The organism is Stenotrophomonas sp. 1337 (genome assembly GCF_031455455.1).
GTDB lineage: Bacteria > Pseudomonadota > Gammaproteobacteria > Xanthomonadales > Xanthomonadaceae > Stenotrophomonas > Stenotrophomonas indicatrix.
This window is the reverse complement of sequence record NZ_JAVDSR010000002.1, coordinates 315787-329626: the sequence shown is the minus strand read 5'-3', so window position 1 is coordinate 329626 and position 13840 is coordinate 315787. Positions and strand designations below refer to the sequence as shown.

Genomic DNA, 13840 nt, shown 5'->3' with positions numbered 1-13840 from the left:
TGCTCAGCGCGGGCTGAACACGCCGCGTGCGTCGCGCGGTTCGCAGCGCAGGTACTGCGGTGCCGGCACCACGCTGTCGCCCAGTGCAGCAGCGGCATGCCACGGCCAGCGCGGGTCGTACAGGATGCCGCGGGCCAACGCGATGGCATCGGCCTGGTTGTGGCGCAGGATCGATTCGGCCTGCTCCGGCTCGGTGATCATGCCCACCGCGATCACCGGCATGCGCACCTTCTTGGCCTTGATCGCCGCCGCGAACGGCACCTGGTAGCCCGGGCCGACACTGATCTTCTGGCGCTCGTGCAGGCCGCCGCTGGACACATGCAGGAAATTGCAGCCGCGCGCGTCCAGCACCTGTGCCAGCGCCTCGCTCTGCACGATGTCCCAGCCGCCCTCGACCCAGTCGCTGGCGGAGATGCGCACGCCTACGGCGACCTTGTCCGACACTGCGGCACGCACCGCGTCGAACACTTCCACCAGCATCCGCAGGCGGTTCGGCAGCGAGCCACCGTAGCCATCGGTGCGGCGGTTGCTCAGCGGCGACAGGAACTGATGCAGCAGATAACCGTGCGCGGCGTGGATCTCGATCAGCTCGAAGCCCAGGCGCTCGGCGCGCACCGCACTGGCGGCGAAAGCGGCAACGACTTCGGCGATACCGGCCTCGTCCAGTTCCTGCGGTGCCGGATCGGCGGCATGGAACGGCAGCGGCGAGGGGGCCACGGTCGCCCAGCCGCGGGCATCATCGGCCGGCAGCTGGCCACCGCCGTCCCAGGGACGATTCACCGACGCCTTGCGGCCCGCATGGCCCAGCTGCACGCCCAGCGGCATCGGCGACCAGCGGCGCACGCTGGCCAGCACCTGCGCCAGGGCCGCTTCGGTGCCGTCATCCCACAGGCCCAGATCGGCCCAGCTGATGCGGCCGCGCGCTTCGACCGCGGTGGCCTCCAGGATCAACAGGCCCGCGCCGGACTGCGCCAGGTTGCCCAGATGCATGGCGTGCCAGTCGCTGGCGCGGCCGTCTTCGGCGGAGTACTGGCACATCGGCGCGACGACGATGCGGTTGGACAGGGTCAGGGGGCCGAAGGAGATCGGCGAAAACAGCTGGCTCACGGCAGTGGGGGTGTACCAAAGGGGGTGCGTATTGCACCGCTGTGCGGCCGATAGATCAACCATGTGGGTGGATCGCTGTTTCGTGGGGGCGCGTTGTGGGTAGCGCCGGGCCACGCCCGGCGAGCGCACAGCGCGGCAGCCCGTTTCCGCCGGGCATGGCCCGGCGCTACCCGATGACGAACCCGGCCAGCGCCTCGGCGCAGTCGCGCTCGTCCTTGAACTGCAGCAGGTCGTCGGCACGGGTGCGGCCACGGTTCAGCGCGGCCACCGGCAGACCCGCCTTGGCCGCGGCCTGCACGAAGCGGAAGCCGGAATAGACCATCAGCGAGGAACCCACCACCAGTACTGCATCCGCCTGCTGCAGGTGCTCATGCACCGCAGCCACGCGTTCACGCGGCACGTTTTCGCCGAAGAACACTACGTCCGGCTTCAGCAGGCCACCGCAGTGCGGGCAGTCGGGCACCGCAAATGCGGAGAAGTCGGTTTCCAGATCGGCGTCGCCGTCCGGCGCGATACCGGCCTGCAGCAATTCCCAGCCGGGGTTGGCCTGCAGCAGCCGCTGCTGGAACGCCTCACGCTCGCTGCGGCGTTCGCAGCCCATGCAGCGCACCAGGTCCAGGCGGCCATGCAGGTCGATCACGTTCTGGCTGCCCGCGCGCTGGTGCAGGCCATCCACGTTCTGGGTCAGCAGCACCTGCAGCTTGCCGCTGTCCTCCAGTGCGGCCAGCGCCTGGTGGGTGCCATTGGGCCGGGCCTGGCCGAAGCGCGGCCAGCCCAGCAGGCTGCGCGCCCAGTAGCGCTGGCGGGTGGCGGCCTCGCCCATGAAGGCCTGGTAGGTCACCGGCGGCGTGCGCTTCCACTGGCCATCGGCATCGCGGTAATCGGGGATGCCCGAGGCGGTGCTGCAGCCGGCGCCGGTCAGCACGAACAAGCGCTGGGCGCGGTCGATGAAGTCGGTGAGCGGCGGGGTCATGGCAGCCAGATGGGGGCGCACCGGCGCCCCCGCAAGCATCGGCTCAGGCCGCCGGCGCGCCGGGCAGCTGCGGCACGGTCACCGGGTGGCCATCGTCGCCCAGGGCGATCATCACGAAGTGGCCACGGGTGCACAGCTTGCGCTCGCCGCTGTGCAGGTCCTCGGCGATCAGCTCCACCTCGACCTTCATCGAGCTGCGGCCGACCTCGACGATGCGGCCGATCGTTTCCACCATCTGGCCGATGCGGATCGGCAGCTTGAAATCGACCTGGTCGCTGCGCGCGGTCACCACGGTGCGGCGCGAATAGCGGGCGGCGGCGAGGAAGGCGGCCTTGTCCATCCATGCCAAGGCCTGGCCACCGAACAGGGTGCCCATGTGGTTGGTGTGGTTGGGAAAGACGATTTCGGCCATGCGCACTTCGGTCGGCGGCACGGTCTCGGGGATGGGGGTCATGGGGGCGGTTCGGGTGTGGGGTGAGACGGATTTTAAGGCAGGTGGTGTGCAGGCGGCGCTACACTTCGGCACCCCCACTGCGTGAACCCACCATGCCCGCCACGTCCGACCTGCTGGCCTTCGCCCTTGTCTCGCTGGCCATGGTGCTGACGCCCGGGCCGAACATGATCTACGTGATCTCGCGCTCGATCTGCCAGGGCCGCATGGCCGGGCTGATCTCGCTGGGCGGGGTGGCGCTGGGCTTCGTGTTCTACATGCTGTGCGCGGCGCTGGGCATCACCGCGCTGCTGATGACCGTGCCGTTCGCCTACGATGCGCTGCGCATCGGCGGCGCGCTGTACCTGCTGTACCTGGCGTGGCAGGCGCTGAAGCCCGGCGGCCGCTCGCCGTTTGCGGTGCGTGACCTGCCGGTGGACGGCCCACGCAAGCTGTTCGCGATGGGTTTCCTGACCAACGTGCTGAACCCCAAGGTCGCGGTGATGTACCTGTCCCTGCTGCCGCAGTTCCTGCACCCGGACAGCGAGGGCAGCGTGCTGATGCAGTCGCTGGTGCTGGGCTCCACCCAGCTGCTGGTCAGCGTGAGCGTGAACGCGGTGATCGCGATAATGGCCGGCAGCATCGCCGGCTTCCTGGCGGCCCGCCCCACCTGGCAGGCGGTGCAACGGTGGTTCATGGGCACGGTGCTGGCCGGGTTGGCCGTGCGCATGGCGGTGGATGGGCGGCGGTGATGACCCTGCACAGCGTCGCCTTTTTCACCTGACGCCCCTGCAGCCTTGGCGGAAGGGAACAGCGGGCATCGCCTACCCCACCTTCACGCCTCGTGGGGACATGACAGGCTTCTCCATGAAGTCTGCACTGCCCCCTCCACTATGAAGACCCTGTCCCCACGAGCCAGGCTTTCTGTCGGGTTGTTGAGCACAACATGGTCAACCCGCGAAAGCCCCTGCTCCTTCGCCAGTACCAACAGGCTCGCGGTCATCCGCTGGCTCGACTCGTCCCACGGCTTCCAATGCTCGGCGTCCAGGCGTTCCACACCAGCCCTAATCTGCATGTAGAGAGAACGGTCCGCATCACCAAGTTCAGCTGTTGAAGAAGAAACTCGATGCAGCGACGGCGAGTCGTCGATGGAAGTGCCAACTCTCTCCGCAACGCAATGACAGGGGGTCAGCGCTGCCTGATCGATACGTAGGTCAGCGTCACGTTGTCAGAGGCGAGCCCGAGCACGACCGTGGCACTGTTCACCTGCACGGACCAGTAAGGGCGGGAATCAGGCGCATCGGGGTGAGGTGGATACAGGGTGGAGTCCTCCCAGATGATTTCCTTGAGCACAATGCTCGGTGGCACGACCTCAAAGATCAGGTTCGCATGCGCAGGATCGTCGGCAGGACTTCTCAGCGTGATGTTCCGGACCTCAAGGTCACCCAACCTTCCGCGTTCTGCGATCCGCTCGTCCCTCAAGCCCTGTCGAGTCGGCTCTCCCAGGTGCGTGTGAAGCTGTTCATTCAATGCATCGACATCATCAAAACGCACGCTGGTCAAACGCTCGATGTCGCTATTGAATCGCTCAATACCAGTTTCACTCCCTGATTTGACGGACTGTCTTTGATTCAAATGATGCGAGAGGGCTGGTGGTGCGCCGCTCGAGCACGCTGACAGTACCAACGCTGCAATAGTGATTGTGAGGCAGCGATACCCTGCTACCCAAGCGCGGCGCCGAAGTCCACCTTTTGATGAAGAGGCGCATTTCTCGACCCATGCATCCATGAAGTACTTCTCGCGGGAGTTCCACTTTCGCGAATCTAGCACGACGTCGGAGTCAAGCAGGTCACTGGCCGTGGGCACTCAGTCGCCGATGTGGCAAGTCGGCTCGGTAAATCGATCCACAGTCTTCAAGGCTGGCGATAATGGCATGTGAATCCATCATCCACGCGCCCGGTGGCAACGGCTCGGGCTTGGGCATGCGTCCATGAAAAAACTTCCGCGCTGCGCGCTCGCCGGGCGTGGCCCGGCGCTACCGTAAAAACGAAAAACCCCGGCGTTGGCCGGGGTTTTCGCGACAGGCCTGACTGGATCGATCAGAAGTTCATGTCGAAGGCGACTTCGCCCTTCACGCCCACCTGGTAGGCCGAGGCGCGGCGTTCGAAGAAGTTGGTCAGTTCCTGCACGTCCTGCAGTTCCATGAAGCTCAGCGGGTTGCGCACGTTGTACTTGCGCTCCATGCCCAGGCGATGGAAATGGTTGTCGGCGCAGTGCTGCAGGTACTGGCGCATGTCACGGGTGGAAATGCCTGCCACGCCACCGGACAGCACGTCCTCGGCGAACTGCACTTCGCACTCGATGGCCTCGGCCAGCATGTCATAGACATCCTGCTTCATCTTGTCGTCGAACAGGTCCGGCTCTTCCTCGCGGATCACGTCCACGCACTCGAAGGCGAACTCCATGTGCGCGCTTTCGTCGCGGAACACCCAGTTGGTGCCCGAAGCCAGGCCGTTGAGCAGGCCGCGCGAACGGAAGTAGTACACGTAGGCGAAGGCGGCGAAGAAGAACAGGCCTTCGATGCACGCCGCGAAGCAGATCTGGTTGAGCAGGAACTGGCGACGCTCTTCGCGGGTCTCGATGCGCTTCAGGTCCTGGATCGAATCGATCCACTTGAAGCAGAAATCGGCCTTCTTCTTGATCGAGTCGATGTTCTCCACCGCGGCGAAGGCTTTGACGCGCTCGTCAGGATCCGGCAGGTAGTTGTCCAGCAGGGTCAGGTAGAACTGCACGTGCAGCGCTTCTTCATACAGCTGGCGCGACAGGTACATGCGCGCTTCGGGTGCGTTCAAGTGCTGGTACAGGTTCAGCACCAGGTTGTTGGACACGATCGAATCGCCGGTGGCGAAGAAGGCGACCAGGCGGTGGATCAGGTGGCGCTCGCCCGGCGACATCTTGCTGTGCAGGTCGCTGATGTCGATCTGGAAGTTGATCTCTTCCACCGTCCAGGTGTTCTTGATCGCATTCCGGTACATGTCATAGAACTGCGGGTAGCGCATCGGGCGCAGGGTCAGTTCAAAACCGGGATCGAGCAGCATCTGCTTGGGCTTGTCGGCCATGGGTGTTTCCTTGTCTTCTCGGGTCAAAACGCCGGGCATGGCCCGGCGCTACCTTGGTATTTCCGTAGTCGGGCAGCAGTGCCGACCAACGGTCGGCACCCACCGCGCGTTAATCCACCGCGCGGTGTTACTGGCAGGCTTCGCAGGCTTCCGGGTTCTCCAGCGAGCAGGCGATGGCCTCCTCCGGGCTGAACACCTTTTCCGGCGCAACGCTGGCCGTGTGGCTGACGGTGGTCTTGGCGATCTTGGTGGCCGGACGCGAACGCAGGTAGTAGGTGGTCTTGATGCCCTGCTTCCAGGCGTACATGTACATGGAGGACATCGCGCCGATGCTCGGGCTTTCCATGAACAGGTTGAGCGAGGCGGACTGGTCGATGAAGGCACCACGGTCGGCGGCCATGTCGATCAGCGAACGCATCGGCAGTTCCCATGCGGTGCGGTAGACGTGGCGCAGCGTTTCCGGAATCTGGGTGATGGCCTGGATCGAACCGTCGGCCAGCTTGATTGCATCGCGCATTTCCGGGGTCCAGTGGCCCAGCTTCTTCAGCTCGTTCACCAGATAGCGGTTCACCTGCAGGAAGTCACCGGACAGGGTCTCGCGCTTGAACAGGTTGGACACCTGCGGTTCCACGCACTCGTAGCAGCCGGCGATGGAGGCGATGGTGGCGGTCGGGGCGATCGCGATCATCAGCGAGTTGCGCAGGCCGTGTTCCTTGATGCGTTCACGCAGGGCATCCCAGCGCGCGGCATCTTCCGGCACCACGTTCCAGGCATCGAACTGCAGCTCGCCGCTGGCCGCACGGGTGTCGGCGAAGGACGGGTGCTTGCCGCGCTCCTGGGCCAGTTCGACCGAGGTTTCCAGCGCGTGGAAGTAGATGGTCTCGGCAATCTTCTTCGACAGCGCGCGGGCTTCGGCGCCATCGAACGGCAGGCGCTTGCGGAAGAACACGTCCTGCAGGCCCATGCAGCCCAGGCCGACCGGGCGCCAGCGCAGGTTGCCGCGGCGCGCCGATTCGATCGGGTAGAAGTTCAGGTCGATCACGCGGTCCAGCTGGCGCACGGCCAGGCGCACGGTGTCGGCCAGCTTGTCGAAATCGAACTCGCCGTTGCCGTCGAAGTGGTTGCCCAGGTTGATCGAACCCAGGTTGCACACCGCGGTTTCTTCAGCCGAGGTGACCTCCAGGATCTCGGTGCACAGGTTGGACAGGTGGATCACGTTGCCGGCGCGCAGGGTCTGGTTGCTGGCGCGGTTGCACTTGTCCTTGAAGGTCATCCAGCCGTTGCCGGTCTCGGCCAGGGTGCGCATCATCCGCGAGTACAGCTTGCGCGCGGAGATGGTGCGGTTGGCCTTGCCCTGTGCTTCGGCCTGCAGGTAGGCGGCCTCGAAGGCTTCGCCGAACAGGTCGGTGAACTCGGGCACCACGCGCGGATCGAACAGCGACCATTCCTGGTCCGACTCGACACGCTTCATGAACAGGTCCGGAATCCAGTTGGCCAGGTTCAGGTTGTGCGCACGGCGCGATTCGTCGCCGGTGTTGTCACGCAGCTCGAGGAAGTCCTCGATGTCGGCGTGCCAGGTTTCCAGGTACACACAGGCCGCGCCCTTGCGCTTGCCGCCCTGGTTCACCGCAGCCACCGACGAATCCATGGTCTTCAGCCACGGCACGATGCCGTTGGAATGGCCGTTGGTCGACTTGATGAGCGAGCCACGCGAACGCACGCGGGTGTAGCTGACGCCGATGCCGCCGGAGAACTTCGACAGCTGGGCGATGTCGCCGTACTTGGAGTAGATCGATTCCAGCGAATCCTGCGGCGAGTCCAGCAGGAAGCACGAGGACAGCTGCTCGTGGGTGGTGCCGGAGTTGAACAGGGTCGGGCTGGACGGCAGGTAGTCCAGGTTGCCCATGCGCTTGTACAGCGCCAGGGTTTCCGGCACATCCTCGCTCAGCGCGCTGGCGATGCGCAGGAAGAACTGCTGCGGGGTCTCGATCACCTTGCGGGTGTGCGGGTGGCGCAGCAGGTAGCGGTCGTACAGGGTACGCAGGCCGAAGTAATCGAAGTTCAGGTCCAGCGAGCTGTCGATGGCATCGTTGAGCTTGCGTGCGTTGGTCTGCACGAAGTTCAGCAGGCGGTCGTTGATCAGGCCCACTTCGTGGCCACGACCCACCGACTGCGAGAACGCGTGGATTTCCTGGTTGGACACTTCCTTGGCGATGAAGTTGGCCAGCAGGCGCGCGGCCAAGCGGCCGTATTCGGGTTCTTCGCCGATCAGCAGCGCCGCGGTGCGGATGGACAGTTCGTCCAGCTCCTGGGTGGTGGCGCCGTTGTACAGGCCGGAAATGGTGCGGGTGGCCACACGCATCGGATCGACGGCGTGCAGGCCCTCGGAGGAACGCTGCACCGCGCGGACGATCTTGTTCAGATCCACCAGCTCGGTCGTGCCATTGCGCTTGGTCACACTCATCGCGTTGGACGTCGGCGGCGACGTCAACAGGAATTCGCTTTCCTTCTCGATGGTGGCGCTGGTCTCGGTGGTCACGGCGTGTGTCCTCTTGGCGTGATGGATGGTGGCTCGGAGCATCGGGTGACGCGGCCCGGGACATGACAGCCCAGGGTGGCAGACCGGTGTCGCAGGAATTGAGACCCTGCGCCTGTGGCTGCCGCTGGCAGTGCTGACCGGTGCCGCTGCGGGCATGGAGGGCGTATCACCGGAGGGTCCGGCGATCCATTCCATGGACCCGGCGGCTTGGGGTCCCCACAACCGACAGCCACAAGATAGTGGGGGTAGTTGGGTCCGTCAACGCCAAATGTAGTGAAATTCGGCAATCCCTTGCGCCGCAAGGATCGTGCCATCGGCGCCCGGTTTGGACGCTTTGGACCTGCTGGAACGGGCTGCGCAGTCAAGCCCGAAACACGTCATCGCGGTGGCAATCAGCGCCCCACCAGCGGAACGATGACAGCTTCACATGACAGGACCACGCAGGCGAGGGACAAGTCTGTGGATAGGTGGTGGGCAGACAGTGGGCAGCCGGTGGACGGGGCGGCATCAGGTAGTGCCGGCCGCTGGCCGGCAGCCCATGACCTGCGGAAGCATCGGGCGGATGCCGGCCGGCATCCGCCCCGGTTGTCACGCCCGGTGCGGGGTACCCAGGTACTCGGCGCTCTGCATTTCGATCAGGCGCGAGGCCGTACGCTCGAACGCGCCCTGCAGCCGGGTACCGGTGTACAGCTCGACCGGCGAGGTGCTGGCGGTGCAGACCAGGTTGACGTGGCGGTCGTACAGTTCGTCGATCAGATTGACGAAGCGGCGCGCGGCATCCTCGTTCAGGCGATCGAAGGCCGGAATGCCCCCCAGCAGCACGGTGTTGAACTCGTGCGCGATCTCGATGTAGTCCGACGGCCCGCGCGGGCCTTCGCACAGGGCGGCGAAGTCGAACCAGGCAATGCTCTTGCCGCGCGCGCGCACCGGAATCTTGCGGCTCTCGATTTCGATGTTGCCCGCCTTGGCCGGCTGGCCACCGCTCAACTCGCCCCAGCGCGTGGCCAGCCAGGTGTCACTGTCGGCGGCCAGCGGCGCGCGGTACACCGGCGAACGGGTCAGCGCGCGCATGCGGTAGTCCTCGGTGCCTTCGGCGTAAAGCTCCACGCAGTAGCGCTGCAGCAGGCCGATGGCCGGCATGAAGCTCTCGCGCTGCAGGCCGTTGAGGTACAGGTTTTCCACCGCCGTGTTGGAGGTGGTGACCAGGGTCACGCCCTCGGCGAACATCCGCTCCAGCAGGCGCGCCAGCAGCATGGCATCGCCGATGTCGGTGACGAAGAATTCGTCCAGCACCAGCACGCGCAGGTTGCTGCGCCATTCCTGGGCGATCTTCGCCAGCGGATCGCTCTGGCCCTGGTGCTCGCGCAGGCGCTCGTGGACGTTGCGCATGAACCGATGGAAGTGGGTGCGGTACTTCTGCTTGATCGGCAGGCCGTCGTAGAACAGGTCGACCAGGAAGGTCTTGCCGCGGCCGACGCCGCCCCAGAAGTACAGGCCCTTGACCGGCTCGGGTTTCTTCCAGAACGAGGACAGGCGGTCCAGCCAGCCGTCCTCGGCGCTGTCCACCAGGGCCAGATGGATCCGGTCCAGCTCGGCCAGGGCCGCATGCTGGGCCGGGTCGTTCTGCCAATCGCCGCGTTCCACCCCGGCCGCGTAGCGCTGCGTCGGGGTCAGTTCCGCCTCGCTCATGCCGCCGTGCCCAGCCAATGCTTGACGCCGTGGGTGAGCGCGCCGCGCAGGTCGATCAGCTTGCGGTGGAAGAAGTGGCTGGTTTCGGGCATGCGCACCAGTTCATGCGGGGCATCGAGGGTGTCCAGCCACTGGTACACGGCCTGCGGGTCGACGATTTCATCCTGCTCGCCCTGGATCACCAGCCAGCGGGCCGGCGGCGCGATGCCATCGAAGTCCCAACGGCCCGCCGGCGGCGCGATCGAGATCAGCGCTTCGGGCTGCAGCTCGGCGGCAGCCTTCAGCGAAACGAATGCGCCGAAGCTGAAACCGGCCAGCCACAGGCGGTCGTCCGGGCGCTGCTGGCGGACCCAGGCGGTGACGGCCTTGAGGTCCTCCTGCTCGCCCACGCCATGGTCGAATTCACCGGCAGAGCCGCCGACGCTGCGGAAGTTGAAGCGCACCGTGGCAATGCCCAGCTCGCGCAGGGTGGTGGCGGTCATGGTGACCACCTTGTTGTGCAGGGTGCCGCCTTCGGTGGACAGCGGATGGCAGACGATGGCCACGATCGGCTGCACCGGCACATCGGCCTTGGGCAGGTCGACGAGCACTTCCAGCGGGCCAACCGGGCCCTCCAGTGCAATGCAGGCGGTTTCGCCGGGGGCGACGGGGAACGAGGGCGTGTGCATGGCACCATGATAGCGTCCCCCGCCGCTGCCCTGTGCCCGCCCCATGCTCTACCTGTCCCTGGCCGTGATCTGCAGTGTGCTGGTTTCGGTGTTGTTGAAGCTGGCTGGCCGTCGCCAGCTGGACGTTGCGCAGATGGTGACCTGGAACTATCTGGTCGCCGCGACGATGACGGCGGTGGTGCTGCAGCCGCCACTGGACGCACTGCGCGGACCGCATGCACCGTGGCTGTCATTGCTGGCGCTGGCGGTGGTGCTGCCCTCGATCTTCCTGGTGCTGGGCCGCGCGGTGGCGGTGGCCGGCATCGTCCGCAGTGATGTGGCGCAGCGGTTGTCGCTGCTGCTGTCGCTGGCGGCGGCGTTCCTGTTCTTTGGCCAGAGCGCCAGTACGTGGAAGCTGGTGGGGCTGGGCCTGGGCCTGCTGGCGATGGTGGCCATCAGCCTGCGTCCGCGCGCCCCGGCAGTGGCCGCTTCCGCCGGCGGCTGGGGCTGGCTGCTGGGTGTGTGGGCCGGGTTCGCGGTGGTCGACGTGCTGCTCAAGCAGGTGGCGCTGTCGGGCACGCCGTCGATGGCGGCGGTGCTGGCCAGTTTCAGCGTGGCCTTCGTGCTGATGCTGGCGCTGCAGTTGTGGCGGCATTTCAGTGGGCGCAGCCGCCTGGCCTGGCGCAACCTGGGTGCGGGTGCACTGCTGGGCCTGCTCAACGGCGGCAACATTCTTTTCTATGTGCATGCGCACCAGTCGATGCCGGACAGCCCGGCCACCGTGTTCGCCGGCATGAACATCGGTGTGGTGGTGCTGGGTGCGCTGGTGGGTGTATTCGCCTTCGGCGAGGCGACTACGCGCTGGAACCGGGCCGGACTGGCGCTGGCGGTACTGGCGATCGGGTTGATCGCCTGGGGTAAGTGATGCCCGGGGTCAGAGCCCATTCCTGCGGGATGGGCTCTGACCCCGGCGAGGGCTTACTTGTCGAAGCCCAGCAGCAGCGGGTCGTGGTCGGAGCTGCGCCACGGGCCCTGCACGTTGCGGCCCTGGTAACCGCTGGCGTCCTGCTCGTCGGCATTGCTGTGCCACTCGGCGGCGCCGGCGAGGCGCTTGGCCATGGTCGGGCTGAGCAGCGCATGATCGAGGCGGCCGGTGTAGCCGTTGTAGACGTAGCTGTAGGGCCGTTCGACCTTGGCCACCTTGAAGGCATCCTGCCAGCCGAGGTCGTGCAGGGTGCGGATCGGATCTTCCATGGCGTAGGCGTTGAAATCGCCCATCAGCACCACGTCCTTCACCTTCAGGCGCGCGGCTTCGGCCTGCACCCAGGTGTTGAGCTGCCTGGCCGATTCCACGCGGGTGGCGTTCCAGCAGCCCTGCCCGTCATTGCGGTCGGCGTCGGCGCCGCTGGCATCGCGGCAGCCCTTGGACTTGAAGTGGTTGGCAACCACCATGAACGGCCCGCCCTTGCCCTGGAAGGCCTGTGCCAGCGGCGCACGGCTGTGTTCGACGAAGGGGCCGTCGAGCTTGGTCAGCGGCGTGCCGAGCGGCTTGAATTCGCTCTTGCGGTAGATGATGCCGACGCGGATCGGATTGCTGCCGGGGCCTTGGCCGGCATCGACGAACGCCCACTGTCTGTCTGCGGCGAGGCCGGCATTGAGCGCATCCACCAGTTCGGCGATGGCCGACTGCGGGCCGTAACCGTCGTTCTCCAGTTCCATCAGCGCGGCGATGTCGGCGCCCAGCGCGTTGACGGTGGCGACCAGCTTGCCGACCTGCGCCTTGTGCTCGTCCAGCGTGCGCGCGCCGCGCAGGGTCGGGAACCCACCGCCCTTGCCGTCACCATTGAAGAAATTCTCCAGGTTGAACGCAGCGATGTGCAGGCGGCCGGGCACGCTCGGCACGGCCGGGCGCTGCAGGTCCGGCAGCTTCAGTACACCATCCACCTGCAGGCTGGGCCGGCCCTGCGCGTCCACGCGCACGGTGCCTTCCACGTTGCGCAGCTGCATGCCGGTACGCAGCACCGGGTTGCCCGGCAGGTAGGCGACGCTGGCCGGATCACGCACATCGCTGCCATCGTCCAGCAGCAGGCGGCGGCGCTGGTTGTCGGCCATCACCTGTTCGATCCCGGCACTGCCGGGCGCGGCCACTTCGGTCGGCTGCCACAGGCGGCCATCGAAGGCGACGGTGAGCTGGCCGAAGCGTTCCAGGCCATCGGTGCCGGCCAGGGTGAGCGGCGCGGCGATGCGCACGTGCTGTCCATCCAGTGCACGCCAGTCGGCCGGCGCGGCGGCCAGGGTGACGGTGGCTGGGCTGCGTGGCGCAGGCGCCGAGGTCGGCGCAACCTGTGGCTGGGCCTGGGCGAAAGCGGATGCCGGCATCAGCAGGGACAGGGCAAGGGCGAGGGAACGGCGACGCATCGACAGACGACTCCACGGAAGAGGCGCACAGACTAACCCCGAAATGCGAAACCCCGCCTGCGCAGCGGGGTTCCGGCCTTGGTGGGCAAAGCCGGGGTAGTGCCGGCCGCTGGCCGGCAACCTCATGACCTTCATGCGATGCGTGGTTGCCGGCCAGCGGCCGGCACTACCAAAGATCATGAGGCTGCCGGCCAGCGGCCGGCACTACCAGCGGACGCGGCGGCGTCCGCTATTTCAGATTGCCCAGCATCCAGTCCACGGTGGCGTGGATCTGCTCCTCGGTGAGCGCCGGGTTGCCGCCCTTGGGCGGCATGATGCCGCCGTCGGGGCCGGTGTAGCCCTCGATGGCGTGCTTGTAGAGGGTGTCCTTGCCCTGCGCCAGGCGCTTGTCCCAGTGCGAGTGGTCCAGCGTCGGCGCCATGCCCACGCCGGTGGTATGGCAGGCGGTGCACAGGTTGTCGAAGATCACCTTGCCGTCCTTGGTACCGCCGTAGGCCACCTGCGAGGCGGCCTTGGCCAGCGCTGCGGCCTTGGCCGCGGCCTGCGCGGCGGCGCCGGTGCTGCCGGCGTATACCGCGCCAGTGGGCGAGATGCGCTGTTCAGTGCGTTTGGCGGCGGTGGGCGACACCTCGGGCGGAATCCGGGTGTGGATGAACGCGGCCAGCAGGATCAGACCGAGGGTGATGGCCATCAACAGCGCGATCACCATGGAGAAGCGTTTCAGGAACTCCAGATCGTAATTCCGCACTCTTCGTTACCCCTGGCTGATAGTCGTTGGACCACGGCTGAGCGACTGCGTGATGGGCCGAGTATAGAACGCACGCCACGCACGACAACAGGCATCACGGCTGGTGCGGCGCAGCATGCGGCCGTGGCCGCGTGCGGGTGGCGCCGGACCGCGCCCGGCGAGCGCGAAGC

12 protein-coding genes and 1 pseudogene are annotated in these 13840 nt (G+C 66.3%); 2 read left to right on the top strand and 11 right to left on the bottom strand.

The genetic code is table 11. From position 1 onward, the window contains the following. Positions 1 to 3: 3 nt before the first annotated feature. From J2X70_RS05390 to J2X70_RS05380, 3 genes are all read right to left on the bottom strand, one after another. The gene (locus J2X70_RS05390) at positions 4 to 1107 is read right to left on the bottom strand and encodes an NADH:flavin oxidoreductase/NADH oxidase (RefSeq protein ID WP_105163262.1); all 1104 of its coding nucleotides are present in this window, start codon (positions 1105 to 1107) and stop codon (positions 4 to 6) included. Positions 1108 to 1273: 166 nt separating this feature from the next. After that, positions 1274 to 2080, bottom strand: coding sequence for an NAD-dependent protein deacetylase (locus tag J2X70_RS05385; protein WP_025875771.1), 807 nt, complete (start codon positions 2078 to 2080; stop codon positions 1274 to 1276). A 43-nt stretch (positions 2081 to 2123) separates the two neighbouring features. After that, complete coding sequence (locus J2X70_RS05380) at positions 2124 to 2534, bottom strand: acyl-CoA thioesterase (RefSeq protein WP_025875773.1); 411 nt, start codon at positions 2532 to 2534, stop codon at positions 2124 to 2126. Between the two features lie 92 nt (positions 2535 to 2626). Here J2X70_RS05380 and J2X70_RS05375 point away from each other — a divergent pair, with 92 nt between their 5' ends. Continuing rightward, positions 2627 to 3262 (top strand): LysE family translocator, encoded by a 636-nt coding sequence (locus J2X70_RS05375; protein ID WP_033832763.1) that lies wholly within the window; start codon positions 2627 to 2629, stop codon positions 3260 to 3262. Between the two features lie 125 nt (positions 3263 to 3387). Here J2X70_RS05375 and J2X70_RS05370 read toward each other — a convergent pair. From J2X70_RS05370 to J2X70_RS05345, 6 genes and pseudogenes are all read right to left on the bottom strand, one after another. After that, positions 3388 to 3618, bottom strand: a pseudogene (locus tag J2X70_RS05370) (XVIPCD domain-containing protein); the annotation flags it as partial. Between the two features lie 80 nt (positions 3619 to 3698). Next, positions 3699 to 4298 carry a hypothetical protein gene (locus tag J2X70_RS05365; RefSeq protein ID WP_154231500.1) on the bottom strand — a complete coding sequence of 200 codons (600 nt, stop codon included), beginning with the start codon at positions 4296 to 4298 and terminating at the stop codon, positions 3699 to 3701. 311 nt (positions 4299 to 4609) lie between these two features. Continuing rightward, complete coding sequence (locus J2X70_RS05360; protein WP_025875781.1) at positions 4610 to 5629, bottom strand: ribonucleotide-diphosphate reductase subunit beta; 1020 nt, start codon at positions 5627 to 5629, stop codon at positions 4610 to 4612. Between the two features lie 127 nt (positions 5630 to 5756). Beyond that, entirely contained in the window at positions 5757 to 8168 is a 2412-nt protein-coding gene (locus J2X70_RS05355) for a ribonucleoside-diphosphate reductase subunit alpha (RefSeq protein ID WP_223483420.1), read from the bottom strand. Between the two features lie 588 nt (positions 8169 to 8756). After that, a complete protein-coding gene (gene zapE / locus J2X70_RS05350; RefSeq protein ID WP_099844649.1) occupies positions 8757 to 9857 on the bottom strand; it encodes a cell division protein ZapE in 1101 nt (366 codons plus the stop codon). Continuing rightward, entirely contained in the window at positions 9854 to 10525 is a 672-nt protein-coding gene (locus J2X70_RS05345; protein ID WP_223483419.1) for an alpha/beta fold hydrolase, read from the bottom strand. The genes zapE and J2X70_RS05345 overlap by 4 nt, the downstream gene beginning before the upstream one ends. Positions 10526 to 10568: 43 nt before the next feature. On the opposite strand from J2X70_RS05345, the gene J2X70_RS05340 reads away from it, so the two are divergent. Beyond that, on the top strand, positions 10569 to 11429 hold the full coding sequence (locus J2X70_RS05340) for a hypothetical protein (protein WP_059064010.1): 861 nt from the start codon (positions 10569 to 10571) through the stop codon (positions 11427 to 11429). Positions 11430 to 11482: 53 nt separating this feature from the next. On the opposite strand, the gene J2X70_RS05335 is transcribed toward J2X70_RS05340, so the two are convergent. Together J2X70_RS05335 and J2X70_RS05330 are read right to left on the bottom strand one after the other, a co-directional pair. Next, on the bottom strand, positions 11483 to 12922 hold the full coding sequence (locus tag J2X70_RS05335; protein WP_309909301.1) for an ExeM/NucH family extracellular endonuclease: 1440 nt from the start codon (positions 12920 to 12922) through the stop codon (positions 11483 to 11485). 229 nt (positions 12923 to 13151) lie between these two features. Then, positions 13152 to 13670 (bottom strand): c-type cytochrome, encoded by a 519-nt coding sequence (locus tag J2X70_RS05330; protein ID WP_025875793.1) that lies wholly within the window; start codon positions 13668 to 13670, stop codon positions 13152 to 13154. Positions 13671 to 13840: the final 170 nt, after the last annotated feature.